The 13,501-nt window shown below is 54.0% G+C and carries 7 protein-coding genes; 1 reads left to right on the top strand and 6 read right to left on the bottom strand.

Annotated features, from left to right (window positions below):
* Positions 1–53: 53 nt before the first annotated feature.
* Genes ACP8MI_RS09520 through ACP8MI_RS09510 form a run of 3 tightly spaced genes read right to left on the bottom strand, consistent with a single transcriptional unit; the run spans position 54 to position 5,552 of the window.
* Entirely contained in the window at positions 54–2,606 is a 2,553-nt protein-coding gene (locus tag ACP8MI_RS09520; RefSeq protein ID WP_161796685.1) for a GNAT family N-acetyltransferase, read from the bottom strand.
* Positions 2,603–4,021, bottom strand: coding sequence for a lysine N(6)-hydroxylase/L-ornithine N(5)-oxygenase family protein (locus ACP8MI_RS09515; RefSeq protein WP_049149278.1), 1,419 nt, complete (start codon positions 4,019–4,021; stop codon positions 2,603–2,605). Before ACP8MI_RS09515 ends, ACP8MI_RS09520 begins: the two co-directional genes overlap by 4 nt.
* Positions 4,014–5,552, bottom strand: coding sequence for a pyridoxal phosphate-dependent decarboxylase family protein (locus ACP8MI_RS09510; protein WP_082150549.1), 1,539 nt, complete (start codon positions 5,550–5,552; stop codon positions 4,014–4,016). The genes ACP8MI_RS09515 and ACP8MI_RS09510 overlap by 8 nt, the downstream gene beginning before the upstream one ends.
* Before the next feature lie 240 nt (positions 5,553–5,792).
* Here ACP8MI_RS09510 and ACP8MI_RS09505 point away from each other — a divergent pair, with 240 nt between their 5' ends.
* Positions 5,793–6,866 (top strand): iron-siderophore ABC transporter substrate-binding protein, encoded by a 1,074-nt coding sequence (locus ACP8MI_RS09505; protein ID WP_152671654.1) that lies wholly within the window; start codon positions 5,793–5,795, stop codon positions 6,864–6,866.
* A gap of 281 nt (positions 6,867–7,147) precedes the next feature.
* On the opposite strand, the gene ACP8MI_RS09500 is transcribed toward ACP8MI_RS09505, so the two are convergent.
* The 3 genes from ACP8MI_RS09500 to ACP8MI_RS09490 all read right to left on the bottom strand — a co-directional run bounded on the left by ACP8MI_RS09500 (position 7,148) and on the right by ACP8MI_RS09490 (position 13,137).
* Positions 7,148–9,031, bottom strand: coding sequence for a long-chain-fatty-acid--CoA ligase (locus tag ACP8MI_RS09500; RefSeq protein WP_425654557.1), 1,884 nt, complete (start codon positions 9,029–9,031; stop codon positions 7,148–7,150).
* A 217-nt stretch (positions 9,032–9,248) separates the two neighbouring features.
* Complete coding sequence (locus tag ACP8MI_RS09495; RefSeq protein WP_249606078.1) at positions 9,249–11,105, bottom strand: long-chain-fatty-acid--CoA ligase; 1,857 nt, start codon at positions 11,103–11,105, stop codon at positions 9,249–9,251.
* 313 nt (positions 11,106–11,418) lie between these two features.
* A complete protein-coding gene (locus ACP8MI_RS09490) occupies positions 11,419–13,137 on the bottom strand; it encodes a long-chain-fatty-acid--CoA ligase (protein WP_249606077.1) in 1,719 nt (572 codons plus the stop codon).
* Between the last annotated feature and the right edge of the window lie 364 nt (positions 13,138–13,501).

Raw genomic sequence — 13,501 nt, 5'->3', positions numbered from 1 at the left:
TTGAGCCCAGTGATAAACCTTAAGTCTTGGAACAAACACGCGAGTGGCACCATTTAGACACCGTGCAGAGGATTTTCCAGTTCACCAGCGTAGATGAGCGACGAATCTTGGTCACCAAGAGTAACCATAGTATGAGGGTTGCGAAGCTGTAACCGGTTTAGCGTTGAATGTCGGAATCTCGGTGCCAATAGAGCTTGCCAAAGCCTTGCCTGCCGAGAGTCTCCGGTAGTTAGTTCAGGATGATCTTTGGCATATACGGAGGCTACGTGCCGAAGCTGTTCCCAAAAGACGTCTTCCTCGAGAATTGCATGATCGTCAAGCAGTGCTGCGAGATGGCGGAGAACGCCGTCAATAACATCAGTATGTATAGAAAGCGCCTGCTGGGATAAATCTTCGGGTGAGTCAGAACCGCAGCGAGCGCGCAATCGTTCTAGTCCAGAAGGAACTGGCGTTTCATTCGACACCACGGCTATTTCTTCGCCAAGGTCCTTATGATAAATGCCAACCGGTTTATTCTGATTGAGACGTAAAATGACGTTTTCCGTATGAGGCATGAAAACAATTCCGTAACGCACCAGTGCATGAATGAGAGGGCGAACGTACAGAGTCAAAAGCTGGTTGATCCAGTCAACAGCCGATAAGCCGCTCTGATTAATCCAGGCACTTATAAGAGGTAATCCTTCGTCATCAGAGTGAAGTATGCCCGCTAGCGTAGATAAAGTGTCGCCGTCATCCAATGCGGGAGTGGTCTCGGGGCTGAACGGAGATTGTCTCCATAATGCAGCGGTCATTTTAGTGTGAGAACCGTCGTTGGTGACGCGATGGTAAACACTGCCTGTATATCCTACTGACGCAATCTCAGGGAGAAATCCAATGCCTGATTGGAAAAACTCTGGATCATCTCCGATTAAATTCAGCAGCCAGAGATTAACTCGTGGAGTTGACTCCATGTAATGTGCAGAAAGCCCGCGAGTAAAACCCATGTTACGAACTGCGACGGCGGTTTTTACGTATGGTGCAGCTGGAGTAGAAGTGTTGAAGAAAGTGCGCAGAGATTGTTGTGGGCGGTAGGCTTCCCCTTCTCGACCGAGTGGAACAATTCGACCGGCAGCTAAATCAGCGGAGAATGTGGTGGTAAAACGTTGCTCCCACTGCCAAGGGTGAACAGGTAGCGGGATGTAGTCGTCCGGATTAAGGCCAGCTAGTCTACAGCGGTCTTTAAAATCCGGAACCAGAGTCAATATAGCTTCGTTAGAAGAATGAGAAGACCCTGATTCTTGCGCCCTCTCGTATTCGATTGTCGCGAGATGTGCATAGTTTTTGTCTACGGCACACCAAACAAGATCAGTAGTACTACTGAGTTCTGGCGAGAAAGCACGGAGTTGAGTTTCGCCCATTCCTCCGCGACCGGAGTTAGCTAAGAAGCCAGGGTGACCAATTACCATCGCAGATTCAATTGTCTGGAATAGCTCTGCAGGATCTCGAGTAGCGTCGGCCAGTTCAGTAGATGTTGGCCGTGGAAGGGCTAAAGTCCGCGCACGTGCGGCGAAAGTTGCTGAAATTTCTTCGAGGTACGTTTCGCGCGAACTTTCTGCGATACCAAGTTGCTCAGCTGCATCAGCGATACCTGTAATGATATCGGGTGTCCAAGTGAGATCTGCTGGATCGTGGATGCTGAGCGGATCTACGCTGAGATGAAGCAATCTATGCTCGCGAGCCCGAAAAATCAGTTTCCGGGATCCCCAGCTGACTTGATAGGAACGCCATCCGCTGTGATTGCCATCGTTAGACTCAGTCTCATCAGCAGACTCTTTGATCTTTCGCGGGGATATAAGTCTTTCATGGGTGAATTCCCGCAATGCTTTGGCGAAAAGTTCGCGGTGTGCTGCGTCAGCGGTTTTGGCTAAATGGCCGATACCGAGTGTTACGGGGCTGGATGAATCTGTGGGCTTAACTAACTCCCAGGGGGTAGGCGCAATAGGATAACTCAGAGGGGCATTCGGCGAGCCCAGAAAATCAGGACGTGTGCAATATTGGATTAACGCGGTTTTCGGTTTTCCGGACATCGTTAAGGTTGTTGTGAGCCCTGGTTGGGTGAATCCTGTTCGGGCATTTTTTCGATGGATTCCCAAATTAGAGACATCAGGCTCGACGACGATTCGGTTCACTTCACCGTGGCTAAAAATCCAGCGGACTAGAGCAGAGAAGATGTTATCGGTCAGTCCATGGATGCTCTTGCCTATGGGAGGCGAAACTAGGATGTGCATCCCGATATCGCCTTCATGGAGAGTGAATTCAGAACACGTGTTAAGTACAACGTGCTTTGGGTCGTAGGTTTCTGAAAGAGCAATCGGATTTCCGTCGAGATATAGTAGCCAAGCCTGTTCAGCATTGCTTGTTTCGATGCGTCGGTATTCTGCCAAAATCTCTTGTTCACTGGCATCTAAAGCACCCCAAAAGTGCGCACGAGGATGAGTGACCCATGTATGTAGTGTTTTAGCATCCTTCGTTGGTTGCACTGGGCGAATATTGACTGTCCCTAACGAAGTATGCATTGCACCAGGAGTCAAGCTGATTGGGTGGCAGGATTGTTGTGACTTACTCATATGTTTTCTCCTCCAAATTGTTGGAAAGTCCAGGAATCTTCCACTTCGTAGACTGTGCGGCCGCATATGTTGTTGAGAATGATTGAGTTCCGCCAAGCTCCCATTCCCAAGTCTGGGGCATTGAGGCTATGGGTATGTTCTTCGGCATTGAGCACGTATAAGTCACGTCGCTGGTTAACCGTAAAATCGAGATTTACGTCCAGACGTCCTTGTTTGTCTGTGTTGATTTCGCCTGCTTCCGCAGCGGTAATCAAATGCGAAGGTATGGCAGGGCGCCCGTAGCCTGTAGCGAGGATGACGGCATCAGTCGCATGTATGTCGGCATTACCGGTTTCGTTGTTGGTCAGCTTCAGTAGTATTTGGCTCTCTGCGGCCTGCTCGTTGATGTGTCGTTCGTATGAGCTTTTGGGATCACTTTCTGTGAACAACTCCACGGTGACATCTGGGCGTAGCTCTCCGCGTAGCGGAGTGGTAATGGACAGTTGATATAACGTGTCATAAATATCGTTAACTAAATCGCCGGAGATGCCCTTGTACAGGTTTCGCTGCTGGCGATTAATCTGATCGCGTCGCGCTTCTGGAAGCCTGTGGAAGTGGCGCACGTAGTCCGTACTAGTTAACTCCAAGGTGAGCGCAGTGTATTCCATTGGGAAGAAACGGGGTGATCTTGTTAACCAATTAAGACGGCGACCGGTTGCCGCGAAGGGCTCCATCAGGTGACGATAAATTTCTGCTGCAGACTGGCCGGAGCCGACGATGGTCAATGACTGTATGTCTTCACTGTTCGATAAACGTTCTGCATGAAATAGGAAGTCAGAACTGTGAATAATGTTTTTGGTCTGATTTCTAGATTCGACAAGGTTGGGTTGGAGCGAAGTCGGGACGTAAGGCTGAGTTCCCGTTCCGTTGACAAGATTCTTCGCAAGTACGGCCCTGGGGTTTGTGCCTCCAACCTGGACTCGCCAAAGTCCGTCTTTCGTTCGATGAACATCTGTTACGGGGCTAGACCATTGGAGCGTGCTAAGTTGGCCTGCAACCCAAGCGCAATAATTAGAGTATTCCGTACGATATGGGTAAAAAGATTCGCGAATGTAAAACTGATAAATTCGCCCCTGTCTTTTTAAGTAGTTTAGGAAGCTCCAAGGGCTGGTGGGATCGGCCAGACTGACGAGGTCCGCCATGAAGGGAACCTGGATCGTAGAGTTTGGAAACATTACTCCAGGGTGCCAACAAAAATCTTCATTTTCGTCGAAAAATATAGCTTTGAGCTCATTCGATTGCACCAAGGGATGTACGAGTGCCGCCATTCCCAGATTGAAAGGGCCGATGCCGATTCCGACAATGTCGAAAACTTCATCGGCAACAACGCGCTGAGTTGTATTTGTTGACGGTTGTTCGTGGATTTTCTTAGTCATCAATTTCCTCCCGGCTTTGTAGTTTGGCGCATTCATCTGTTCCAGCCGCACAAATTTTCTCTAGTGCGTAGCGAATATCATCCTTAGTGAGACGTGGGTTCAGTATTGTGAATTTCAGGTAGGTTTTGTCGTTGTGCCTGGTGCTGGCTATGACGAGTTCATTCGCGTTGAACAACTGACGACGGATTGCATCGTTGATTGTGTTGATTACTTCGGTCTCCCGCATGCAAGTGCGTGAGCTTGGACTACCTGGCAGTGATGGTAGGAAACGGAAAAGGACTGTACTCAATGTCGGGGTAGTGAGTAATTCTAGTTCCGGGAATTCATGAACTAGCGCCGCTGTATCGGTCGCAATTTCGCAACATCTATCGAATGCTTGGCCTAGCGCTTTGGGTCCGTCGGCTCGTAGGCTGAGCCACAATTTGAGTGCATCGAAGCGTCGGGTTGTTTGTAATGAGCGGTTTGCAAGATTCAATCGAGTGTCGGTCTCTGGATTAAGGTAATCCGAATGCCAAGTGACATGTTCAAGTTCAGTGAGGTCGCGATAGATCAAAGCTGAACATGCGACTGGTTGGAAAAACGTTTTATGAAAGTCAAGGCTAAATGAATTTGCTTGGTGAAGCCCAGAGAGTAGTTTTTGGTTTTTATCGCTCAGCAGAAGGGCACCACCGTAAGCACAATCTACGTGAACGTAAATTCCGTGCTGCTGCGCTATCTGGGTTGCTTGTGCAATCGGGTCAATTGCTCCTAGATCTGTTGTGCCTGCAGTAAGGGCTAAGCAGGCTATGGTGTGTTTGCCATCGGTCTCGATTAAGGAGTTGATTGTGCGGCGGAGAGAGGAAATTTTTAGTGCACCAGCCGAATCACAGTCGATTGTAATGACAGCTTCCTTCGGGAGGCCTAAAATATGGGCGGAGCGCGCAATAGAATAATGCGCTTCTGCGGAGCAAAGAACTCGAAGGGAGTCTAGACTCGATCCCGAGTTCAAAGCTTTTTCACGGGAAGTGTAAAGGGCTTGTAAATTTGACTGTGTACCACCTGAGGTAAACGTCCCAGTTGCGTTATTGGCGTTCATTCCTGCGGAGGCAGCGAACCATTTTATGATTTGGTCTTCGATGATTGCTGCGCCGCGTCCCTGATCCCAGCTTTCGACTGCAGTATTCAATCCTGCAGAAATGGTCGCTCCGGCGAAACCTGCTGCTGTTATAGGGCAATTTAGATGCGCAAGATAACGTGGGGAATCGTACCGGATAGCGTGTGATACCCAAAGATCATTGAGTTCTTTTAGTGCTTCGTCTAGCGACCCTAGCGGTGTGTCAATTTCTACAGCATTGAAAGCTGCAGAAAGTTCGTCGACACCAAGGTCCTTGTTGGGACAAAAAGTCTCGGGTGACGGGCTAAATGTCGGCGCGAGGGCTTGATTGAGCGTTTGTCCGGCGGATGACAAGGCGTGTTGATGACTATAGCCGTCTCCCAGGAATTGTAATCCTGGTTGTGCTTGTGGGACGAACTTGTGTAAATGGGGGTCCATAAACCAAATATTAAGGTAAGCCTTTGGTTAGATCAATGATTGGGCGCTGTGTGTTTCTTGTTATTTTGGTGGGTGCGCTAGCATCTGGTGTCCTGTTTGTTAAATAGGAAAACCTTGCATAATGTGTCGGGCGCCCTATATCCTGAAAATGTTTATCAGACTTTCTGATGACCTTACGGAAAATCGTGCCAACAATGTGTCGTATGGCGGTGCGCGGAATCAACGAAAGAAGGAATGAGCATGTCATCTCTTATGCCCCATTCGGTTTTGCATGCAAGCAACAGTAGAGGCTTAATTGCCCGTCTAGCAGCAGTTGTCTCTTCTATGACCTTAATGCTTGGTCTTGCAGCGTGTGCTGAAAATGGCGAAAGCAATGATGCTGCCGACAACAACTCTGGTGAAACACGCACGATTGAACACGCACTTGGTGTTGCCGAGATTGAGGGCACACCCGAACGTGTGGTTACCCTTGGCCAGGGTTCCACCGAGACTACTCTTGCACTCGGCGTGGTCCCGATCGCCGTTGAATCCTATGAATGGGGTGCAGATGAGTCGGGCTACTTGCCATGGGTCAACGAAGAGCTCGAAGAAATGGGCGTCAAAGATGACGAGAAGCCAGAGCTGATTACCGGCGCCGAAGAACTTAGCGCGGAAGAGATTGCGGCGCTGGAACCTGACCTGATCTTGGCCCCCTGGTCTGGCCTTACGCAAGAGCAGTACGACCAGATCAGTGAGATTGCGCCAACCGTCGCGTACGAAGAAGAGCCATGGGTTATTACTTGGGAAGAACAGATCAATACTGTTGCTGAAGCACTGGGTAAAGGCGACCAAGCGCAGGACTTGATCGACGGTATCAACCAGCAGTTTGACGATGCCAAGGAAGAATCTTACGGCGAGCACACCTTCAGCTTCATCTATAACTCTGGAGTGGGAAACTACGGCATCTTCTTGCCAACGGAACAGCGAGTTCAATTCGTGTCCAAATTGGGCCTCCAGGTAGATCCTGCGGTTGAAGAGTTCCGGGATAGCGTCGTTGCGGGAACTGACTCCGCGACCGTCAGTGCAGAAAACCTGGATAAATTGAATGATTCAGATTTGATCTTCACCTTCTACTCTGACGAAGCCTCGCGGAAAGAACTGCACGCAGACCCTGCGTACTCCAGTATCGCTGCTATCGCACAGGGTGCTGAGGTTGCTCCGACCGACCAGTCCTTTGTTACAGGGTCATCGATGATTAACCCACTGACTGTTCCATGGGCAATTGAACGTTACAAAGAGCAGATTGACGACGCGCTGGCAAAAGCCCAGCAATAGAGTGACGCTGTCCTCTGAATCGTGTGAGTAATTTCGATTTCAGAGACACTAAAAACCGCCGTGGGTGGCCCACGTACATGGCTTTCCATGGCGGTTAACTATTGGAAAAATCAGTGAAACCAGAGCCAGGCCGGCTTGCCGACGTCGGTGTCTGGTCCCTTCACCACACCGGCCAGAAAATGCTCAAGGGCCTGGCCCCGATGGTTTAATCGGAGTCAGGCCCTTTTGGCAGTACGAAAAGCAGAAGTCGCAGAACTAGCAAGTACTAGCCCGGCGAAGCGCTACTTCTTGTCAGCCTCGTCCGGCTGGGCGTCGTCAAGATCTTCTACCTCGACACCCTCCACGTCAGATTCTTGGTGGTCTGGCTGCTCATCGAGCGGCTTCGCCTTACCGGAAGTATCGGAATCATTGGAGCCGTCTGTGTCGTCGTCGGCGGCAGCGTCCTTCTCCTTCGGCACCAGGCCCAACATATCCAGCAGGTCGGCCTGAACTTCGCGGCGCCGCAGCTTACCAATCTGGTCAGTGGCCAGCTCTTCGAAGTGGTAGAAGGTGCGCGGAACCTTGTACGCAGTCAGGCGCTCGCGGCAGTAATCCTTCAGCCCATCCGGGTCCAGTGCAGCGCCTGCCCGCAGAACCACGCAGGCCACGACATCCTCCGAGCCATCCTTGCGTGGGCGGCCGACGACAGCGCATTCTTCCACATCAGGGTGCTGCCCCAGGCAGTCCTCGACCTCACCAGGGTAGACATTGAAACCACCGGTGATGATCATTTCCTTAATGCGGGACACGATGCGCACGAAGCCGTCTTCTTCCATCACGGCCATGTCACCGGTGCGGAACCAGCCGTCGTGGAAAGCGTTTTCCGTGGCTTCCTCATTGTGCAGATAGCCCTTGAACACCTGCGGGCCGCGGCCGAGCAGCTCGCCTTCCTCGCCATCCGGCATGGTCTCTTCCAAATTATCCGGGTTGGCGATGCGAACCTCAGTATCCGGGAGTGGGATACCGATATAACCCGGGCGACGGTTTTCCGAGTGCGGGTTACAACACAACACCGGCGAGGTTTCGGTCAGACCGTAGCCTTCCACCAGCAGGCCGCCGGTGCGCTGTTCCCACTTCTCGACGGTGGCCTCTGGCAACGGGGCGGCACCCGAAATGGAGTTGGCGATACCTTTCAGGTCGATGTCCTGTTTCTCGGCTGCCTCCATAACCTTGGAGTACAGCGTCGGCACGCCAGGCATCCAGGATGGCTTGCGGTTTTTGATGACGTCCATCAGCAACGGGATTTCTGGCTTCGGTACCAGCACCATCTCGCCACCCAGCGAGACCGCCAGGCCGGCGATTAGGGTTAGGCCGTAGACGTGGAACATGGGCAAGGCGCCCAGCACGCGCTCGTCCGGGTTGCGGCCCAAGGTAGGGAAGAACGCCAAGATCTGGGCGATATTCGCGGAAATATTGCCCTGCGTGAGCTCTGCACCCTTCGGTGCGCCGGTAGTGCCCGAGGTGTAGAGGATCAGCGCGGTCGTTTCACTAGTGACACAATCAGGGGTACGGATTTCCCGCCCGTCGCCACCGAAAGCCTCACTGGCCAGGGACTCAAAAGAGATGGTGTTTGGGGCAAACTGGGACAGCTGCTTGCGTTTTTCGCGGATCGACGGCAGTGGCAGGTAGCGCAGGGCCAGCTGCTTGGTGCGCGGCATCGCGTTGATCATGTTGACCGAAATGATGGTCTCCAGCGGAGTCTTGCTGCGCACCTGCTCCAACATGGGGGCGGCCTTGTCCCAGCAAATCGCGATGCGGGCGCCGTGATCCTGGAACAGGCCTTCCAACTCGTGGGCGGTATAGAGCGGGTTGTGCTCGACGACAGTCGCACCAATTTTCTGGATGGCATAAAAAGCAATAACGTGCTGCGGGCAGTTCGGCAACAGCACCGCCACGCGGTCTCCCGGACCTACGCCGAAGGCCTTCAGGCCGGCGGCGACAGCGCGCACGTTCTTGTCGAGTTCGCTATACGTCATCGACTCGCCAAAAAAGTACGTCGCCTGCCGGTGGTGGTTATTGGTCAGGTTGCTGTCGTACAAGCTCAGCAGAGTCTTGTGCTCGTATTCCGGCTTTTCCGGAATATCGCCATAGTACTGTAGCCACGCCTTGGTATCCGAAGCGGTCATTGCTACCTCCTTGAGTGGGGGTGTTGTGCATCACACGATTTGAGATAACCCCACACTACCAATTGGTGAGTCGTTTCACATAACTAGTGTGGATTTCGCGTGAAGTTCCAGAAAACCCCAGCATACCGCGGTAAGTTACGGGAAAGGGGCTTGCCGACGGCTGCGGTGGCGCGTCGACAAGCCCCTTTCTGGTGCGGTTTTTACGAATCTTGATTCGTTAGTTGTCGGACTCTCCCAAACGTTCCAACAGGTCCGCTTGTACCTCACGTCGGCGGATTTTGCCCAGCTGGTCGCGGGCCAATTCCTCAAAGTGGTAGAAGGTGCGCGGAACCTTGTAGCGGGTTAAGCGCTGACGGCAGAACTCGCGCAAACCTTCCGGATCCAGCTCGGCGCCGTCGTTAAGAATCACGCAGGCGACCACGTCTTCGGAACCATCCTTGCGCGGGCGTCCCACCACGGCAACATCGGCGACGTCGCGGTGTGAACTCACAGTTTCTTCCACCTCCGCCGGGTGTACGTTGAAACCACCGGTGATGATGATTTCTTTCAGGCGTGAGACCAGCCGCAAAAAACCGTCTTCTTCCATGACTCCCATATCACCGGTGCGGAACCAGCCATCGTGGAAAGCCTCCTCGGTGGCTTCCGGCTTATTCAGATAGCCCTGGAACACCTGCGGGCCTTTGACTAGGACCTCACCCTCTTCACCATTGGGCATGGTCTCGTCGAGGTTGTTCTGGTTGGCGATGCGGATCAGGGTATTGGGCATAGGCACGCCGATAAAGCCCGGACGGCGATTCTCGTTGACTGGGTTAGCAACGATCACCGGCGAAGTTTCGGTCAGTCCGTAGCCTTCCACCAGCAGGCCGCCGGACAGCTTTTCCCACTCATCGACGGTGGCGGCAGGCAGTGGGGCGGCACCGGCAAACGAGTACCGGATGCCCTGCAAGTCGAGGTCTTTGTTTTGCGCTTCCTCGGCGATCTTGTCGTAGAGCGTCGGCACGCCCGGCAGCCAGGTGGGCTTGCGTTTTTTGATGGCATCCAGCATCAGCGGGATTTCCGGCTTCGGCAGCAGAATGATTTCGCCGCCGATGTAGACGGAAAGCGCTCCGATAAGCGTGAGGCCATAAACGTGGAACATCGGCAACGCGCCCATTAACGTTTCTGGCTTTTCGCCGATGCCCGGTAGCCAATACTTGGCCATCTGCACGTTGGAACAAATATTTCGGTGGCTGAGCATCGCGCCCTTTGGTGCGCCGGTGGTTCCCGAAGTGTAGAGGATGAACGCGATGTCATCTGGGGTAATCGTCGGCTCGGGTTCCAGGTGCTCGCCGGTGCCACCGATCGCGCCGTCGAGAAGCATGCCGTACGGGATGGCGTTGTCGGCTTTTGCGGTGAGCATATCGCGTTTTTCGCGTACCGACGGCAGCGGTAGGTAGCGCAAAGCCAATTGCTTAGTCGTCGGCATGGCCTCGACCATGTTGACCGCGATCAGGTTCTGTAGCGCAGTGCTGTGGCGGAGCGGTTCCAGGGACTCGGCAATTTTGTCCCAGACGATCGCGGTGCGCGCCTCGTGGTCTTTGAAGAGACCTTCCAGCTCATACGGGGTATACAGCGGGTTGTGCTCGACGACGGTGGCGCCCAGGCGGTGGATCGCGTGGATGGCAACGACGTGCTGCGGACAATTGGGAAGGATCACGGCTACGCGGTCACCCTTGCCGACGCCCAGTGATTTCAAACTCGCAGCTACCGCCCGGACCTGCTTGTCGATCTGTGCGAAGGTTTTGGTCTGGCCGAAAAACCAGGTTGCGTTGCGGTCCGGGTTCTTTTTGAGGTTTTCGATGTAGTTGTCGACAAGCGTGATTTCGGCGAGTTCGATTTCCGGTGGGCAGGCTTCGTTGTAGTGCTGGAGCCAGGCGCGGCTTTCGAATGCTGTTGCTGCGCCGGTGGGGTTGGCGGCGTTGGTGGCATCAGAACTGGTGGCGCTGGACTCAGCTGTCGATGCGCTTTCGGTGGTGTCCTTGAGAGCGTGCTTTGGGGAGTTCTGGGCGTTTGAGGAGTCTTCAGATGGAGACATGGGAAACAATCCTCCTGTGGTTGTCCTGTGGCGTTGCTGACCACACCGGGTGCATGTGCTGCGAACCACGTGCATACGAACTAACAACCGGTAGCTAACGACCGCTAGCATTCTGTGACGTAAGTCTGTGATCTAGGTTGCAGTTTTGGTTCTGTAACCACAGTAGGCGATAAAAGTCTGGCTGGCTAGTATTGGTTCGTTTCTACTTACGAAATAGCTAGGTTTCGGCGTGCGGCAGCGTGTGCACCGCACGTGTGCCCCGTGCGGCCGTGTGTGTGCCGCGCGCGGGCCGAGTTCGGGCTAGCTATCTATCCTAGCTCTCATCCTCTAAGCGTTTCAGCAGGTCAGCCTGCACCTCGCGACGGCGGATTTTACCCAATTGGTCTTTCGCCAGATCCTCGAAGTGATAGAAAGTGCGCGGCACCTTGTATGGGGTCAGCCGTTCCTTGGCAAAAGCACGCAGCCCTTCTGGGTTCAGTTCCGCGCCGTCGCGAAGCACCACGCATGCCACGACATCCTCGGCACCATCGGAACGCGGACGACCAACCACGGCGCACTCGACGACGTCGGCATGGCTCAACATGGTTTCTTCCACCTCACCTGGGTAGACGTTGAATCCACCGGTAATGATGATTTCCTTGATGCGCGAAACCAAGCGGATAAAGCCGTCTTCTTCCATGATTCCGACATCGCCGGTACGGAACCAGCCATCGTGAAACGCTGCCTCGGTGGCCTCAGGGTTGTCATAATAACCGTGGAAAACCTGCGGGCCACGGGCGAGTAGCTCACCTTCCTGCCCGTCGGGAAGCGTCTCATCTAGGTTGTCCGGGTTGGCGATGCGCACCTCGGTATCTGGGAACGGTACGCCGATATAACCCGGGCGGCGGTCCTCGCTCATCGGGTTGCCCACCAGAATAGGGGAACATTCAGTCAGGCCGTAACCTTCCACCAGTAGCCCGGAAGTGGCGCGCTCCCAGTTTTCCACGGTGTGCACCGGCAGGGTGGAGGCCCCGGAGAAAGCATTGCGGATCTTCGACAGGTCGATGCCTTTGTCCTCGGCTGCCTCGATGATTTTTTCGTACAGCGGTGGCACGCCCGGGATCCATGTCGGCGGGTGCTTTTTCATAATGTCCATCAGCAGCGGAATCTGCGGCGACGGCAGCAGCACCATCTCGGCACCCAAAAATGGCCCCAGCGTGCCGAAAAATGTCAGACCATAAGCGTGGAACATGGGCAGCGCACCCAGCAGGCGTTCGTGCTGGTCGCCCAGGCCTGGCACCCAGTGTTTGCCCTGCAGGATATTGGCATACAGATTGCCGTGGGTCAGCTGCGCGCCTTTCGGGCTGCCAGTGGTGCCGGACGTGTATAGAAGCAGCGCTGGGGTGTTCTTGTCGACGCCGTCGGCAGGGGTGAAATTGTGTGCGGAACCGCCCATGGAGCCGTCGGCAAGCACGGAAAACGGCACCGTATTCGGAGCTGGGGCGGTCAACTGCTTGCGGGTTTCGCGAATTTTCGGCAGCGGAATGCGCAGAGCCAGCTGCTTCAACTTCGGCATCGCTTCGATCATATTCACCGAGATGATAGTCTCGAGCGCGAGTTCGCGGTCCTGGCGTAGCTTTTCGACAGTTTCCGCGGCCTTATCCCAGACAATCGCCACACGCGCACCATGGTTGGCAAATGGGTCACGCAGCTCGTGGGAAGTATAGAGCGGGTTGTGCTCGACGACGATCGCGCCCAGCTTGAGCACAGCATAAAACGCGGCCACGTGCTGTGGGCAGTTCGGAAGGATTAGTGCCACCCGGTCGCCCGGGCTGACGCCAAGGGAGCGTAGACCAGCGGCAATGCCCCGGACCTGCTCATCGAGTTCCCCGTAAGACATGCCGCGGCCGAAAAACCACGTCGCGGGCTTGCTCCGGTTGATTGCCAAGTTGTTGTCATAAACATCCAACAAGGTCACGTTGCCGTAATCGAGCGTGTGCGGGGTGGATGGCGTGTAATGCTGCAGCCATGCCTGTGATTCAAAAGCCGACATAGAAACTACTGTGCTTCCTTCGTGCTGGGGGTGTACTGGGACTGGTTTAGTAGTGCGGGTTGTTTCGTCCGGACTGGAGAACTCTTTCCAGTGTACTCCCAGCAACGTGGGGTGTTTCTGGGAGCTCGGGCGGGGCTTGAAGTGTTCCGGGATTTGATCCGTTTGAGTAGATGGGAGGCTCTGGAAGAGGCCCCAAAAATTGAGCAGAACGCCACGTTTGAGTGGGTGAATTGGTGTAAAGAGGAAAGGCTCCATCAAAGCTTGGGATACCGCGTCCCGGCTGAGGTTGAAGACGCGTTGTGGGAACACGATGAGTCCCGGGAAATAATGGAAAACAAGGCAAATGCCTAGGAACAAAACTCGG

It is taken from the genome of Corynebacterium sp. LaCa_70, from assembly GCF_058182015.1.
Note: the sequence above shows the minus strand (reverse complement) of the source record. Positions and strands in the feature narration are given on the sequence as shown.

Excerpts from the sequence above, each read along its gene's own strand:
- ACP8MI_RS09520 (WP_161796685.1), bottom strand. The coding sequence starts at position 2,606 with ATGAGTAAGTCACAACAATCCTGCCACCCAATCAGCTTGACTCCTGGT.
- ACP8MI_RS09515 (WP_049149278.1), bottom strand. The coding sequence starts at position 4,021 with ATGACTAAGAAAATCCACGAACAACCGTCAACAAATACAACTCAGCGC.
- ACP8MI_RS09510 (WP_082150549.1), bottom strand. The coding sequence starts at position 5,552 with ATGGACCCCCATTTACACAAGTTCGTCCCACAAGCACAACCAGGATTA.
- ACP8MI_RS09505 (WP_152671654.1), top strand. The coding sequence starts at position 5,793 with ATGTCATCTCTTATGCCCCATTCGGTTTTGCATGCAAGCAACAGTAGA.
- ACP8MI_RS09500 (WP_425654557.1), bottom strand. The coding sequence starts at position 9,031 with ATGACCGCTTCGGATACCAAGGCGTGGCTACAGTACTATGGCGATATT.
- ACP8MI_RS09495 (WP_249606078.1), bottom strand. The coding sequence starts at position 11,105 with ATGTCTCCATCTGAAGACTCCTCAAACGCCCAGAACTCCCCAAAGCAC.
- ACP8MI_RS09490 (WP_249606077.1), bottom strand. The coding sequence starts at position 13,137 with ATGTCGGCTTTTGAATCACAGGCATGGCTGCAGCATTACACGCCATCC.